Origin of the sequence: Azorhizobium sp. AG788 (assembly GCF_943371865.1) — a bacterium.
Taxonomy (GTDB): Bacteria; Pseudomonadota; Alphaproteobacteria; order Rhizobiales; family Xanthobacteraceae; genus Azorhizobium.
Map to the genome: position 1 here is coordinate 194,410 of NZ_CALRWL010000002.1, position 14,400 is coordinate 208,809.

The following is a 14,400-nucleotide window of genomic DNA, read 5'->3' on the forward strand; positions in this document are numbered from 1 at the left end:
GACATGTCAATGTCCGCATAGGATATTGAAATTAGGTCTATAATTTGGGGTTTTACCCGCCGATAGTTTGGGGCGGGATAGGAAAACCAGCAGAAGCGGGCATCTACTGGATTGGCTCGCCCGACAAAAAGTAAGCCCGCTGCGATTCCCGCAGCGGGCTTTTTTCATTGCCGGCGAGCGCCGGTGAGAGGGGGTAGAGATGGCGAGGTGCTCCAACACAGCGGTGCGCGGAAGCTGCCGCCCGGAGGACCCGGGAGCATACCCCTTCAGTAGCTTACGGGCCGCTTCTGACCCGGTGCCGATGTTCCAGCGCCTTTTCCGCGAACGTCAGCTTCGCGGCCCATTTCATTCTATCCGGCACAGGTAATCCCGAACGTCGCCTTGAGGGCGATGTGGCCTTTCGGCGTGATCTCCAGCGCGCGGTTCGCCACCCGACGCCGCACCCAATTTTGTTCGAGAGCGTGCGTGCAAATCGCGGCCCCCAGAACGCCGGCAATATGTGGCCGCCGCTCGCTCCAATCCAGGCAGGGTCGGCAGAATGGTCGAGAGGAGGGTTTGCCGGCATCGGGCTTCAGGATGCCCATGTCGCGCATCCATGTGCGGCCCGTTTCGGTCAACAGGGCGCCGTCGCCGTCGATCTCTACAGCTCCGCGCGCTTGCAGAGCATCCGCAATGTCAACGCCGAGTTGCCCTGCAAGGTGATCGTAGCACGTCCTTGCGGCGCGCATTGCAGGATCCCGTGGACCTGTTCGGGCAAGTGGGCGCGCCTGAAGCCCCCCTGCGATCTGCATGATGCCTTCGATCATATGTGCAACAGCCGGGCTCGCTAGCCGGTGATACCGATGACGACCCTGCTTCTCGACCACGATCAGGCCAACGACGATCAACCGCGCCAGATGGCTGCTGGCGGTTTGCGGGGTGATCGCGGCGACTTTGGCGAGTTCGCTCGCCGTCAATGCGCGACCGTCCATCAGGGCCGTGAGCATGGCGGCCCGTGCGGGCTCGCCGACCGCCGCCGTGACTTCCGCCATTCCGTTCGCTGTCACTATCTGCCAGCCTTTCATTGATCTCCAGCATAGCGCCGCGCTGGTCGCATTGCTTCGGCCTCGGTCGAAGCATCGGCCGCGGATTTGTTGCGATCAACGGATCGCAACATCGGGATCATTCATGACACCATCATCATTCTTCACGCCGCGACCGTTCTTCGGCTGGCACGTGGTCTCGGCGACGTTCGTTCTCGCCGTCTTTGGCTGGGGCGTCGGCTTCTATGGTCCGCCCGTCTTTCTCTATGCGGTCGTTGCCCGCACAGGCTGGCCCGTGCCGATCGTATCGGCGGCTGTCACAACGCATTTCCTGGTCGGTGCCATCGTCGTCGCCAATTTGCCGAAACTTTATCGCTGGGTCGGCGTGGCGCAGGCGACCGTCATGGGTGCGCTGCTGCTGGCGCTCGGAACGCTCGGTTGGGCGTTGGCGCAGCAGCATTGGCAGCTTTTCCTTGCTGCCTTTGCGAGTGGTGCAGGTTGGGTTGCCATGGGAGCCGCAGCCGTGAACGCCCTGATCGCACCGTGGTTCACGCAAAGACGTCCAGCGGCATTGAGCATGGCCTATAACGGCGCCAGCCTTGGAGGCGTCATCTTCTCGCCCCTGTGGATCATGCTCATCGCGACCATCGGTTTTAAATTCGCAGCACTGTCGGTCGGCGGCGTGATGGTGCTGGTGGTCGTCATACTCTCAGTCTGGGTATTCTCGAAAACGCCCGAAGGTCTGAGACAGGTGGCCGATGGCGGGCTTGCGCCGCCGCTGACAGGACGAACCGCGCCGATTTTGCCTGCGCGGGGGTCGCTTTGGCGAGATCGCCAGTTCCTGACGCTTGCGGGGGGCATGATGCTCGGCCTCTTCGCGCAGATCGGCCTGTTGGCGCACCTGTTTTCGCTGCTGGTGCCGGTCTTGGGCGAGCGAATGACGGGCTTTGCCATGGGCGCGGCGACACTGGCAGCCATTGTGGGCCGGTCGGCGGTGGGCTGGCTGATGCCCCCATCCGCCGACTGGCGCATCGTCGCGTGCCTGAGTTATGGCGTGCAACTGCTCGGGTCGCTCCTGCTCGTCGTCGCGGCTGCCGCGGGTAGCAATATGTGCCTGATCCTGGGAGTTTCGCTGTTCGGACTGGGAATTGGCAATGCGACCTCTCTGCCACCGCTGATCGCCCAGAAGGAGTTCGCTCCACCGGATGCGGCACGGGTCGTTCCCCTGATCGTCGCCATTGGACAGGGCGGCTACGCCTTTGCGCCCGCCATTTTCGGCTTCCTCCGGTCAGACATTTTCCATGTGGGAATGAACGTTGGAGACCACGGCCTTGCAATCTTCGCGGCCGCAGCAGCGGTGCAGCTGGCAGCGATTGGCTGCTTCCTCGCCGGGCGTGGTGCGACAAGTGGATAGAGCTGTTTGCCTCGCTTGCGGCGCGGCGAACGTCTGGAATGTCCTGCTTAGCCGACGTGCTCGAAGGTCGTTCGTCATGGCAGCTTCTGACGCATACCTGCTCCTCGAGTGCCCTCTCAGCGACGTCCGCTTTGCGCCACCATTTCGGACCTTCAGGCTCTAATCAACGCTGCCCAAAAGCGGACAGATCTAACCACAAATATCACAACAACGCCCGAACGTAACTTACCCGGCGAATCGGCGTTCATCGGACACGCTCGAGATTTTCACTGAGACACTCCAAAGCACGGAGGAAGCTCGACCCGGCCGAAGATCTCCATTTGCCACCTAAACGCACAAAGCGGCAAGTTATTGCCGGGCGTGTCTGGCGCCGCGCAAACCCTATTCACTTTGCCTTAGCGCCGAGCTGGCTTTGTCAGCGACGGTCCGCGCGGCTTCGACGAACGCCTGCTTAACTTCTCTCGCACGCTAGGGCGCGGCCAGCCCAACTCAAACAGCATAATGGCAGCTGGAGAATTCTCACCGGCGGTGAGCTTAGTCAGATGATCTTGGCATTTACTGTCACCTTGGCACACACCACGCACGCAATATGCAAATTTTAAAGGAACATAGTCGAGCGGCTCTACAGCTTCCGCCAGGGCGATGAATGGTGAGTCTGCTGGGCTTGTATAGCCCTCATGCTCCCATACCCACACATCCAGCAGCAGAAGCCAAGCTGCGAAATCAAGATCCTCTTGGGTAGCAGATCTGACCAGAACGCGTTCTACGAGCTCATTCCAAGCAGATTCGTTAAAGTAATTTGATAACGCGGACGGCACATAATCCGACAAGGTGTATTTCAGGGCGAGCGCCCAATGAGATATTGAATGAAAATCAATATATGACGAAATATGCGGGATTATAAATTGATCATATACATTCGAATCCAATATCATACGCCAGAAACTAGAATCATCCGACCCCATTTTCTCAGCAAACGACCTACGTATCAACTCCAACTCGCGAGCATGGGCATCCTCGATAGATCTGCGAGGTTTGAATTCCAATAGAGACCCAAGCTTGGAATTTCGCCCGACCTGCTCCTCGAGAGACGCCCGCATGCGGTCATTCATAATCGGCCCATTGTTACGCCTTTTACCTGTCTGATCGAAAAGACCATTCATGAACGGGGATAGAACCGAATATAGCGATCTGGCTTTACTACGGCGAGAACGGTCGACAAAAGTGTTGCGCAGCGCTACCATCACCTGCGGCGGCAAGAAGGCTTTGGGAAGCGCAATAGCGATCAAATTAGCTAGATGGTCGGTATGTGGACCATAGCCAGAAGTCCCCAACATAATGAGTTCACGGGCAAGCAAGCGGCCAGGCACTCCGTCACTATCTAGCAATATCGAGATACCCAAGCCTGCCGCGGCGGCAACATTTCCTTCCGGGCTTTCAATAGCCCACACATCGTTGACCGCGGCCGCATCTTTCCAATTCGGGATCCGCCCCTGATCATCCTCATTCAGGATCAGTCGAGCGTAAGCCGTATAAACGTCTGCTTCGAGACTTCGATGAGATGCCAGAGCAAGCTTATCATACGCCAAGGGGGTAAGCCGTACAGCCAAGCGAGTGAGTGCGAGTGCCAGAATTTCCCGTGAAGCAAGGCACGGCAGCAGACTGCCAAATGCGCTATCCGCGACCGCCGCGTTATCGGTATGTTTGGCGATCCACGCCTTAAGGGCCTCCTGAACGGTGCGGAGATCATCGATCTCATCTGTGCGAACGAGGGCGCGAAGAGCATGTGTCACGATCGCATGCGCTTCCTCTTCGGCGGGTTCAATTCCGTCACGCAATAGCCCGATCAAAAGAAGAGAGCTGTCACGACGTTCTTGAAACGCCTCCGCATTGAGCATCTTTTCAACAAAAAACTTCTGCCCCATTGTCGACCTAAGGCTGGCAACCAGCAAGCGAACTACTTCCCGCCATCTTAGATTATTAAGATCTCCGCCAAGTTCTTCCCAAATTGATTGAGCGCCGCCTATTTCTCCGAAACTCGTCAGGTGAGTTGCGCATAAATACTCCTGAAACGTGAGGTGGATGAAGCTGTAGAGACCATCGCCCGCTTCAATTAGAAGCCCAGCGCCGCTTCGGATAAACTCGAGAAAAATTTCCGCCTGATCTTCCGGAGGCTCGCTACCAGGCTGCGACGATTCATTGTTTTCAATATAATTTGTCAAAAATTTTAACAACTCAGATCGAGGCGCTACAGCACGTCCTCGTTCTGAAATACTCCTTCGATGCATCCAGTATGCAATAGCCTCAACTCGCAGTCTATTCCGTCGCTCTATGCGCCCCTTGGCAAGCTCCTCATCTCTCTTCTTTGCTTTGTGCCATGTATTAAGTAGAGTTTCCGTGCACTTTTGATACAAAACTACTCTTTGATCTGGAAGAACAGCATCGATTCGGTGGACAAGAGAAACTATTGTTAGAAGAAGAGGATTTCTAGCCAAATCTCTTATAGATTCGTTATCTGGATTGCTTATTACACGAACTAGATCTGAAACGTTCTGATCTCTTTCATCGCCGCCATCGATACGAGCAGCATACCAGTCGGAAATAAATCGCTCAATTTCTGGTGTCTTAAGTTTTGCAATTCTGAAATGAGCATAAGATTCGTCGAATCTTACCTCTGCTTCGTAACCGAAAATCCGGGAGGTTACAATAACAGTATTTGACGGATAATTTTGATTGAACGACTCTATCCTTTTTCTAATGGTCGACTTGAACCCAGAACCAGGAAGTTCGTCAAGTCCGTCAAATAGCAAAATTGCCTTGCCGCTCTCAAGATAAAATTCAAGAAAGTCCTTATCAAAGGCGTCTATACTAAAGTCGGCCCTCGTCACTTCAACGATATAATCGAGGATAGACAAATTTGTCCTATCCTTAATCTCGTCAGCATAGCGGCGAAGGGTAATTACTAACGTCAATCTATCATCTGCAGCTGCTTTGCATCTCCGTTGCAGCGGCTCACTTATCCCAGCTAAGGCGAGGAAGGCCATTAGAGTGGATTTTCCCGAACCTGGGTCTCCAAGAATGACAGTACGCGCGCCGGGTGATGCGAAAAGGAGTGGGTTGACTCGCGGTGTATCCTCACTCTCGCTAGGCGCTCTCTCTTGAACAACTGAGAGTGGGATATAAATGTTCTCGAGAGGAATTCGCCTCGATGCCTCTTCTTTGTACACGGACATCCCGACGAACTCGATACGACCGAGCCTAGTTTTAAGAATTGAATCGTACTGAGATCTTATTTCTTGAATTGTCTTTCTTTTTGATGATCCGTGAATTACCAATGATGGATAATAATATAAGCAAAGATGGGGAGTTTGCAGAAATAGACTTTGTATTTTACTATGACCAAAATGTTCTATTTCAAAATGATTCTCATATTCACCGCGCAACGCTTCGAGCCACGCCACATCTCCGCGACCGTTTCTCCTAGCTGAATTTGTAAGATCGCCAGGAGTGACAATTACATATTTTTCTAGTGCGATATCTTTGGACCCCTTCGCCGTACGTTCTATTGAATTCTTTATTTCGCGGCGATGGTCGTCGGATAGCGGAGATCTGAAAAACTTATATTGGAATCCGATTGATTTTTTTCCCTGAGATGGCCTAGAAAAGCTGTCAAGCCCTTCATAGTCGCCTGACGCATCGTCAAAAAGATTGAACTCCCGACCATTTCGCTTCGCATCTTGAAATAGTAGCAGCCCCACAATCCTGGCAAACTCTTTCGCTCCCTCAGTGCCGGATGGAAGGATAGCGCTAAGCGGCGGAACTGCAGGAAGACGCCGTGCATTGGAGGGCATGTGTTGTGGGTCCATTACAAATGGTAGCAATAACCTGCCACGAAAAATCCGATCACCAAAATCGGCGAGTTTGTGGGAAACGTCAATTTCGATCTACAGCCGCCCCCCCGCTCGATCGATTTTCGCCACTAATTATGATTGAACGCCCGGCCATCGTTCGTCCGATGCCATTATGACCGCCTCCGATATTTAGGTCGTAGACCGTGCTGGGTCGCGTCTTCCGGCGCATCGTGCTGCGTGCCTATCACAAGCGCTGTGCATCAGCGGCTTGCAGCTCATCAATGGTGGCGTCCGGGCCAAGGTCGCACTGTGCACATTCAGCCCGCTCAGGCGAACGCCCGGGTTGGCGGGTATCGGCACTCGCGTAGCTGGCGGAACGTACGCTATAAACGTTCGGCGCTTGGTGGCAGCCGGTCTGACATCGGCCCCATACCGGGCGTTCAGGCATGCACTTGGGAGGGTTTGCCTTTGGCGCATTGCTCGAGGGTCCCTTGCGTTATTTCGATCGGATCAGTTGAGAGCGCACTCCGAATGCAGGTCCGCTCCGACCACGTGTTTTGCAATCGCCATCCGCCTTCGCCGCCACCTTCCACCTCTAAGCAAACTGTCAGAACTTGATCGAGATGCGTCCGTCGATGGCGTTGTCCTGAGAGGCCCCCGCGAGCTGGCCGGCATAGTGGAGGCCGACGGTGACGTTCGGCGTCGCCATGAAGTCGAAGCCGACGCCGACGAGCGCTGCGTTGCGGGCGATCGGCGTTCCGGTCTCCTGGAACGCCGATCCGCCCGCCTTGAACGAGAGGGTCGAGACCGGCGTCGTGTCGCCGAAGGCATATTGCCAGCCGAGGCTGGCAGACGCCGTCAGCGTTCCGCCATTGATGGCAAAGCCCTTGGCGGCGCGCAGGCCGAGCGTCGTGAACGTGTTGTCCTGGGTCGAGGAGCCGCTCTGGAGTGCCGCCGCGCCGCCGGTCTCGCTCATCGCATCGGTGTGGAGGCTGACATAGGCGACACTGGCGAACAGCTCGAGATCCGCATAGGGCGTCGCAATGCCGTAACCCGTCTCGGCGAAGACCTGCGTGGTGCCGGCGTCGTAGGACGACGAGAGGGCCTGCGAGAAGCCTTGGAAGGCGACCTGGCGGTTCACGGACAGGTCGTGCCACGTGTAGCTCGCGCCGAGGCGCAGGCCGAGCGCACCGAACTTGGCGCCGCCATAGAGCGCGACGTCGTAATTGTCGCTTTCGCCGGACGACGACAGCGACCCCGCCCTGAACTGCGACTGGGAATAGCCGGCGGCTAGGCCGATGCGGGCGTTGTCGCCGATCGGGTTGTCGAGACCGGCGACGAAGCCGCCGATCGAGCGGGAGACGTCGGCGACGCCGGCGCTGCCCTCACCGTTGCCCCAGCTGCCATAGGCCTGGGTCCAGACGGTCGGGAGAAGACCAGGCATGAGCGCAGCTGTCTTGGGGCCGGCGCCTGGCGCCGCCGCGGTAGCGAAGGCCTGACGCAGGCGGCCGGTGACGGCATCGCGAAGGTAGACGGATTGAGCCTGGAGCACCGTGTCGATGGACGGATAGATCCCGCCTGACAGAGCCGCGAAGGCCGCTGGCGCCGTCGAGGCGTTTAGCGAGACGACGGCGTTCACCAGCGGGCCGGTCGCCGGAATAGTGTCGAGGGCGGCGGCGACGGCCGCCTGATTGGCATTCTGTGCGACCGAGGCGAGTGGCACGCTGCTGCGGGTGCTGATGAGCGAGATGCCGTTGGGACCATAGACGAGCGCGGCGTCGAGGAAGGGATAGTTCGTGCCGAACGGATCGTTGATCGACGTGAACTGGCCGCTGACGCCGCCGCTCGCCGTCAGGATGCTGAAGGTGTTGAGGCCGACGACGACGCCGGACCCGACCGAGACTTGCACGGCGCCGCCGTTGATTGCGGCCGTACCGCTGGCCTGGATGAGATCGCTCGCCCCACCGGCATTGATCTGCACCGCATAGGCGGAGCCTGGCTGGAAGACGACGTTGCCGCCGACATGCAGCGTGCCGATCGAGTTGCCCGGAGCGACCACGCCGCCGTTCAGCATCACGAGGTCGCGGCCGATGGTGCCGTTGCCGGTGACGAGGCCGGAATTGAGAACGGACCCGCCGACCGTGCCGTTGTCGGCGAGCCAGCCCTGGTTAACGACCGAACCGCCGATCGAGCCGGTGTTCTGGATCGTGCCGCCATTGATCACACTGCCGGCGACCGAGCCGGTGAGGATCAGGGCGGCGCCGGATTGGACCGCCGTGCCGCCGGTGTAGGTGTTGGCGCCGCTCAGGGTCTCGGTGCCGCCGGAGATGATGAGGCCGCCGCCGGCACCACCCGCGTAGCCGCCGTCGGCGAGCACGCCCGAATAGGTGCCGGAGGCCGCCGTAAGCGTCAGGGTCTGGCCGCCGAGCGACACGAGGCCGCTGCCGGAGAGGGTCGTGATCGAAGCGCCGTTGGTCGTCAGGCCGGCCGTGCCGGGCACGATGCCGGTGCCGGAGATGTCGAACACGCCGTTGTTCACGACGCCGGCCGACTGGGCGACGCTGCCGGGCCCAACCAGACCGAGCCAACCGCCCTGATTGATGGTGGTCGTTCCGGTAAAGGTGTTCGCCGCGCTAAGCTTCGCCTGCCCGCCCTGCGTCACGACCACGCCGCCAGCGCCGGAGATCACGCCCGCCATGCCGAACTGGCCGGCGTTGCCCGTGCTCGCGCCGACGGTAAAGGGCGCGGCGCTCGTCGCCACGGCATCCTGGTCGGTCACGAAGAAGGAGGTGATGCCGGTCTGATTGTTCGCGAGATCGTACATCACCGCGTTCCCCATGAAGAACCCGATGCCGAGGATGGTTCGGACGCTGGTACTGTCGGTGGTATAATTGATGATATTCGGTCCGGAGGCTGCGCCGTTCACCGTTTGCAGGACGGCGCCGCTCTGCGGATTGCTGACCACCATCGACGATACGGCCGACAGAGCGGAGGCCGCAACCGACGGATTCACATATAGATTGTAGGTATTCGTTCCCGTATCGAGCAGCGTGGTCGCCGGATATTGATAGGATCCGGAATTATTCGATCCAACCACGTTGTAGTTGAACGTGATGGCGTAGAGCATGGCGCTGTTCGCCCTGGATGTCGGGAACGGCGCGCCGTTCGCGGACCATGCGAAGACCTGGTCGAACTGGGCCCGGATCGAAGGCGTGAGGTTGAGTATGACGTGGGGGTTGCAGGCGCTGCCCTCCGACAGGCAGTTGGCGGCGATGACATATCCGGAGGTCGTCGCCTGGCCCAGGATCCCGCCGAAGACGATGCCGCCATATTTATCCGTCGTGGCGTTGGCCGCGCCGAATGTCCCCGAGGTCCCGTAGGCATCGCCCTGCACTTGGGTCTGCGGCGTGTAAGTCGAACCGTTGTACGTCACCGGGTAGATGACGTCGCCCATGAGGAAGCCGGGGCTCGCCGCCGTGACGGTCGCGACCGCCGGTCCGGTCAGGGTCTTGTAGAAGGAGATCTCGGGAACCGCGATGGCCGTCTCTAAAAAGCCGTGGGAGGGACCCGAGTCGCCGTAGGTGAAATAGAATGGGGTGCCAACCACCGTCGTATAGCTTGTCGGCGCCGACCCGGAGGTGAAGTGAAAATCCGCGTTGAAGCCGGAAGACCCCGTATCGAAGAGATAAGTCTGCGGCAGGCCGCCGTTCACGCCGACATTGATGGTGAGCCGATAACTCGAATTGGTCGGGGCCGCCCCGTATGTGAGGGGAATATCGGTGGCGGAGGCCACGCCGGCCGACGCGAGGCCGCCGGCGGCCGACATCGGAATGAGGAGAAGCGCCAACCCGCGGCGTGACGGCCGCCGGCGCGAAGAAGAACGAGGCCTGCCCATGTCCGTCCCCTCATCGTCCCCAAAGTCCATATGACCGACTTTGATCATGCGGGCCCGCCCCGCGCAACGCCGAAGGCGGACTTAGCTACCGCCGAAAGGGCGCGGCTGCGGCCACCGCCCGTCCCGCCCTGCGGGAGGCTGCATGAAAGGCACGGCCGCCTGTCAACGCCCGATCGCACGGTAGATGTGAATAGGCCCCAGATTCCTGGACGTCCTCTTGCCTGAATTTTGAGGAAACGAAGCCCGGATGGGCAAAGCGATCGACGCCTATACCTACATTCGAGCCGCATATTTCGCCTGTCTGCGTCGATCATGCCAATAGCTGGGCGCCTTAGGAGTCGCGGCTTTCGGAAGCCGTGCGTGGTTTTGGAACAGCAGAGATGGGGGCGGCTTCAGAACGGCCAACCATCTGCACAGCCGCAGCCAAGATCAGCCAGTCCGCTCCCGGCCCCCTTCCTATTTCTCTATTGGCCATGGTGGCCAAAAGGAGAAATGACGTGGGTATCTCAAAGTACGACCCAGCCGCCAAATGTCGGCCAGCCTGGAATGCAGGCAAGCAGGTCGGCGCCAAACGAGCGCTCAAAGTGAAGCAAATCTGGTTGATCCGGTTTTTCCTCGATCGCGAAGAGCGGATGCGGGACCGGGCATTGTTCGACCTCGCGATCGACAGCAAGCTTCTCGGTTGCGACCTCGTCAAGATGAAAATCGGATCGCTTGTTTCCGGCTCGGCAATACGGGCCCGATCAATGGTGGTCCAGCAGAAGACCGGCCGGCCCGTCCAATTCGAGATCACCGCAGACACGAGGGCAAGCCTGCTCGCGTGGCTCGAACGCCGTGGTGGCAGTATCGACGACTACGCATTCCCGAGCCGGGTCAACCACGAAGGGCACCTCAGCACTCGACAGTACGCGCGGTTGGTCGATGAATGGGTTACGGCGATTGGACTGCGCCCCGAGGAATACGGAACGCATTCGCTCCGCCGTACCAAGGCCGCCCTGATCTACAAAGCTACCGGCAATCTCCGAGCTATTCAGATTTTGTTTGGACACACCAAAATCGAAAACACCGTTCGATACCTTGGTGTCGATATCGATGATGCGCTTACGCTTGCCGAGACAACGGAAATCTGACCCGCGCGGCCTCGCTAAACATGGCGAGGCCGCGTTCAGCAACGCGCCCCCATGTCGGCCGTAGAGACCGGAGTGGCGGCAGCCTGAAAGCAGACGTTGCCGTTTACCACTCTGGAAGTCATGGTGCGCCAGGAGCGGGCATGCACTCAAAGCCGGCAAACGGACATTCATGGACCGTCATTGAGATCATGTTTTGCAATCCATTCCCTTAACTCCTGCTACTTCCGCGGAGCGCTTTGTAATCTAGGGTAGCGCTTTGAAATGGTTGCGATAGAAGGTCTTCTTGGGGGGACTTTTCATCATGGCTAAGACGAAGCCAACGCTCGCCTTTCAAGACACTGCCACCTTCGACGCGAACCTCAGGGTCTTCGCAGCCCATCTCGACGCGCTCGACGCGGATCTGGCCTCGGCGGCGACGCCCTTGCTAGCTGGGCTGTCCGAGAACGCGATGAAGCGCGAGGATGTCCTAGACCTCCTCATGGACGCCCTGGTCGCGGCCGAGGCGAAGCTGGCGGAGTCTACGGCTCCGAATGCTCCGACGCCCGATGAGGTGGACGCCCCGCCAGCGACCGAAGACGATGCGGCTCCGTCGGCGCCAATCGTGGTCCCTGCGCAGACCGGCTGGTTCCTCGAACAGCTCGAAATCGAAGGATTTCGCGGCATCAACAACCAGGGCGCTCCCCTAATCCTGAAGTTCAAACCCGATGCGGTCAGCTCGATTTCCGCGCCCAATGGCGTTGGCAAGAGCTCGATCTTTGATGCGCTCACGTTCGCCCTGCGCAAATCGATCCCGAAGCTGGACAACCTAGCCGCCGCCGAAAAGGGGCGCGATTACTATCTCAACCGCTTCCACACCGGCGGCCTCGGCCGGATCGCCCTAACCGTCAAGCCGACCGACGGGTTGCCATCGACCACCGTTACCGTCACTCTGGACGCCACAGGTGCTCGAAACGTCAGCGCGAACAACGGGGCCGATGGCGAAGCCTTGCTGACGGCACTCCATCGCGAGTTCGTTCTGCTGGATGGAGCAACCTTCCAGCGCTTCATTGACGACACATCACTGTCGCGCGGCCGCAATTTCGCCGGGCTGCTCGGTCTTTCCCGGTACTCGGCGCTGCGCGGCGCGTTGGACACCTTGTGTAATACGCGGTCTTTCAACAATCACTTGGAGCGGTCAGCCGTACAGGCGCGGCGGGATGCAGCCGCCAAGGCGATCCGCGACCTAGGTCCGCGCATCGCTGCGGATTACGAAGCATTGATTAAGACTCCGCTGGAGCCTGCGGCCCCACAGACGGAAATCGAAGCAGCCTGTCACAGCGCGCTCCATAGCATTGCGGTCTTGGCGCCGCATTGCGAAGGAAAGGCCTTTGGCGAGGTCGATCTCGATGCCTGCATCCAAACGATCGTCTCTGAGGAAGGCGGCGAGAAAAAAGCCCGCCATGTTGCTCTTCTTCGCAAACTGTCGGAGCTCAAGGAGGCCGCGATCAAGGGGCCTTCGGACAAGGATGTCGAGGGCCTCGCCGAGATCGCGGCTCGCCGAGACGCCGCCTTGGCGCTGACCTCGGGTGATCTCCTCAACGAGCTCTACCGGGCGACCGAGAAGGTGCTGACCAGCGGCGCCTGGACTACGCCGGACATCTGCCCTGCCTGTGAACGAGCCGGTGACGGCGCGGTGCTTGACTTGGTCCAAGCCCGGATCGCCGAGTATGAGAAAGTGGACGGGGAAACACAGGCGGCCACGACTACCTGGACAGCGACCGGCTGGTCCGAACTTGGCCCATTATTCTCCGCCTATCTAGACGACCTCGCTGCCACCGAGAGCATGGCCCTTGGCGCTAAGGGCGCCAAGGGTGAGCTGTCGGCGACCGAAGTCGCGTCTTTGGTCGGTCATCGTCTAGCTCTCGCCACACGGCTAAGCACTCTGGTTAAAGACGCCCAGACTGAAGCAGACGAACTGGCCAAGGTCCTCCCGCCTTCGCTCGTCGCGGCTACCACCGCCGTTGAAACCGGACGGCGCTTGCAGACCGCCTGGCGGGATGCCGCACACCAGGAGACGCTCCGCGCCGCCGCCGTCGCACAGGAAGCGAGGATTGCCCGACTTAAGTCGTTCGTGGAAGGCGCCAACGACGCCTTTGCGGTGGCCGAGAGCGCCATGGCCACCGAACGGCTTGGAAAGGTCCTGCCGGTGTGCCGCGACCTATTCAAGGCGATCATGGGTCGTTCCGTCGTGCCCGCCCTGGCCAAACGCGCAGGAACGGAAGAGCTGGCAATCAGCCTTTCCACGTTCTGGTCCTTGCAGGATGTTTCGGCCCAGGCACTACTGTCGGAAAGCTTCAGGAACGGTTTCGCCGTCTCCGTCTATCTGGCGGCAGCCTCCCTCTACGGCGGCGCTCCCAAATTCATGATCCTCGACGATGTAACGTCCAGCCTTGACGCGGGCCATCAGCTCAATCTCATCGACGTCATTCGGCTTCAGTTCGCTCGTCCCAGGGTCGCCAATGGTCCCCAGATCATCCTTCTGAGCCACGACACGATGCTGGAGAAGCTGTTCAACGCGCATAACGGCAGTGCTGAATGGCAGCACCAGCGTCTCGAGGGCAATCCTCAGATGGCGGTGCTGCCTCAGGCGGGGGCCATTAACAAGGTCCGAGACGGCACCAACGACCTGCTTAACCAGGGGCGGGCGGCGGATGCGGCGCCTTTCATCCGGCAATATCTAGAATATCAACTGAGCAACATTATCACGCGATGCCGGATTTCGGTGCCGTTCGATGTCGCGTTCAACGACGACCAGAAGATGGTAGGACGGCTTCTAGGAGCCATTCAGGACGCCGTGAAACTCCACAACAAGGCAGGAGATCTCGTGCTCGACGCCGCACAACAGACGGCGCTCGAGCAGCGCGGAATGTCCATTTCGAGCAACTTCATTTCCCACTGGGCGACAGGAAGCACCAGCGCTTATTCGGCGGCTGCCCTCCAGACTGTGATGTCAGCAATCGATGCCCTCGAAGATAGTTTCATGCACCAACCGGATCCTACCAAACCGAAAGTCTTCTATCGATCGCTGTCGCAGAAATAGCCGCAGGAT

Annotated in this window: 6 protein-coding genes; 3 read left to right on the forward strand and 3 right to left on the reverse strand. The window is 59.2% G+C overall.

From position 1 onward, the window contains the following. Positions 1 to 350: 350 nt before the first annotated feature. Entirely contained in the window at positions 351 to 1,064 is a 714-nt protein-coding gene (locus tag AAG816_RS02275; RefSeq protein WP_341987777.1) for a winged helix-turn-helix domain-containing protein, read from the reverse strand. Positions 1,065 to 1,167: 103 nt separating this feature from the next. On the opposite strand from AAG816_RS02275, the gene AAG816_RS02280 reads away from it, so the two are divergent. Continuing rightward, positions 1,168 to 2,436, forward strand: a complete 1,269-nt coding sequence (locus AAG816_RS02280) for an MFS transporter (protein WP_341987778.1) — start codon at positions 1,168 to 1,170, stop codon at positions 2,434 to 2,436. Between the two features lie 395 nt (positions 2,437 to 2,831). On the opposite strand, the gene AAG816_RS02285 is transcribed toward AAG816_RS02280, so the two are convergent. Next, positions 2,832 to 6,287 carry an NACHT domain-containing protein gene (locus tag AAG816_RS02285; protein WP_341987779.1) on the reverse strand — a complete coding sequence of 1,152 codons (3,456 nt, stop codon included), beginning with the start codon at positions 6,285 to 6,287 and terminating at the stop codon, positions 2,832 to 2,834. A 607-nt stretch (positions 6,288 to 6,894) separates the two neighbouring features. Then, complete coding sequence (locus tag AAG816_RS02290) at positions 6,895 to 10,230, reverse strand: autotransporter domain-containing protein (RefSeq protein WP_341987781.1); 3,336 nt, start codon at positions 10,228 to 10,230, stop codon at positions 6,895 to 6,897. A 449-nt stretch (positions 10,231 to 10,679) separates the two neighbouring features. Here AAG816_RS02290 and AAG816_RS02295 point away from each other — a divergent pair, with 449 nt between their 5' ends. Together AAG816_RS02295 and AAG816_RS02300 are read left to right on the forward strand one after the other, a co-directional pair. After that, positions 10,680 to 11,312 carry a tyrosine-type recombinase/integrase gene (locus AAG816_RS02295; RefSeq protein WP_341987783.1) on the forward strand — a complete coding sequence of 211 codons (633 nt, stop codon included), beginning with the start codon at positions 10,680 to 10,682 and terminating at the stop codon, positions 11,310 to 11,312. Between the two features lie 301 nt (positions 11,313 to 11,613). Next, the gene (locus tag AAG816_RS02300; protein WP_341987784.1) at positions 11,614 to 14,391 is read left to right on the forward strand and encodes an AAA family ATPase; all 2,778 of its coding nucleotides are present in this window, start codon (positions 11,614 to 11,616) and stop codon (positions 14,389 to 14,391) included. Positions 14,392 to 14,400 lie beyond the last annotated feature (9 nt).

What these genes read in the sequence shown, in the direction of transcription:
- AAG816_RS02285 (WP_341987779.1), bottom strand. Translation starts at nt 6,287, where the DNA reads ATGCCCTCCAATGCACGGCGTCTTCCTGCAGTTCCGCCGCTTAGCGCT.
- AAG816_RS02300 (WP_341987784.1), top strand. Translation starts at nt 11,614, where the DNA reads ATGGCTAAGACGAAGCCAACGCTCGCCTTTCAAGACACTGCCACCTTC.
- AAG816_RS02290 (WP_341987781.1), bottom strand. Translation starts at nt 10,230, where the DNA reads ATGATCAAAGTCGGTCATATGGACTTTGGGGACGATGAGGGGACGGAC.
- AAG816_RS02275 (WP_341987777.1), bottom strand. Translation starts at nt 1,064, where the DNA reads ATGAAAGGCTGGCAGATAGTGACAGCGAACGGAATGGCGGAAGTCACG.
- AAG816_RS02280 (WP_341987778.1), top strand. Translation starts at nt 1,168, where the DNA reads ATGACACCATCATCATTCTTCACGCCGCGACCGTTCTTCGGCTGGCAC.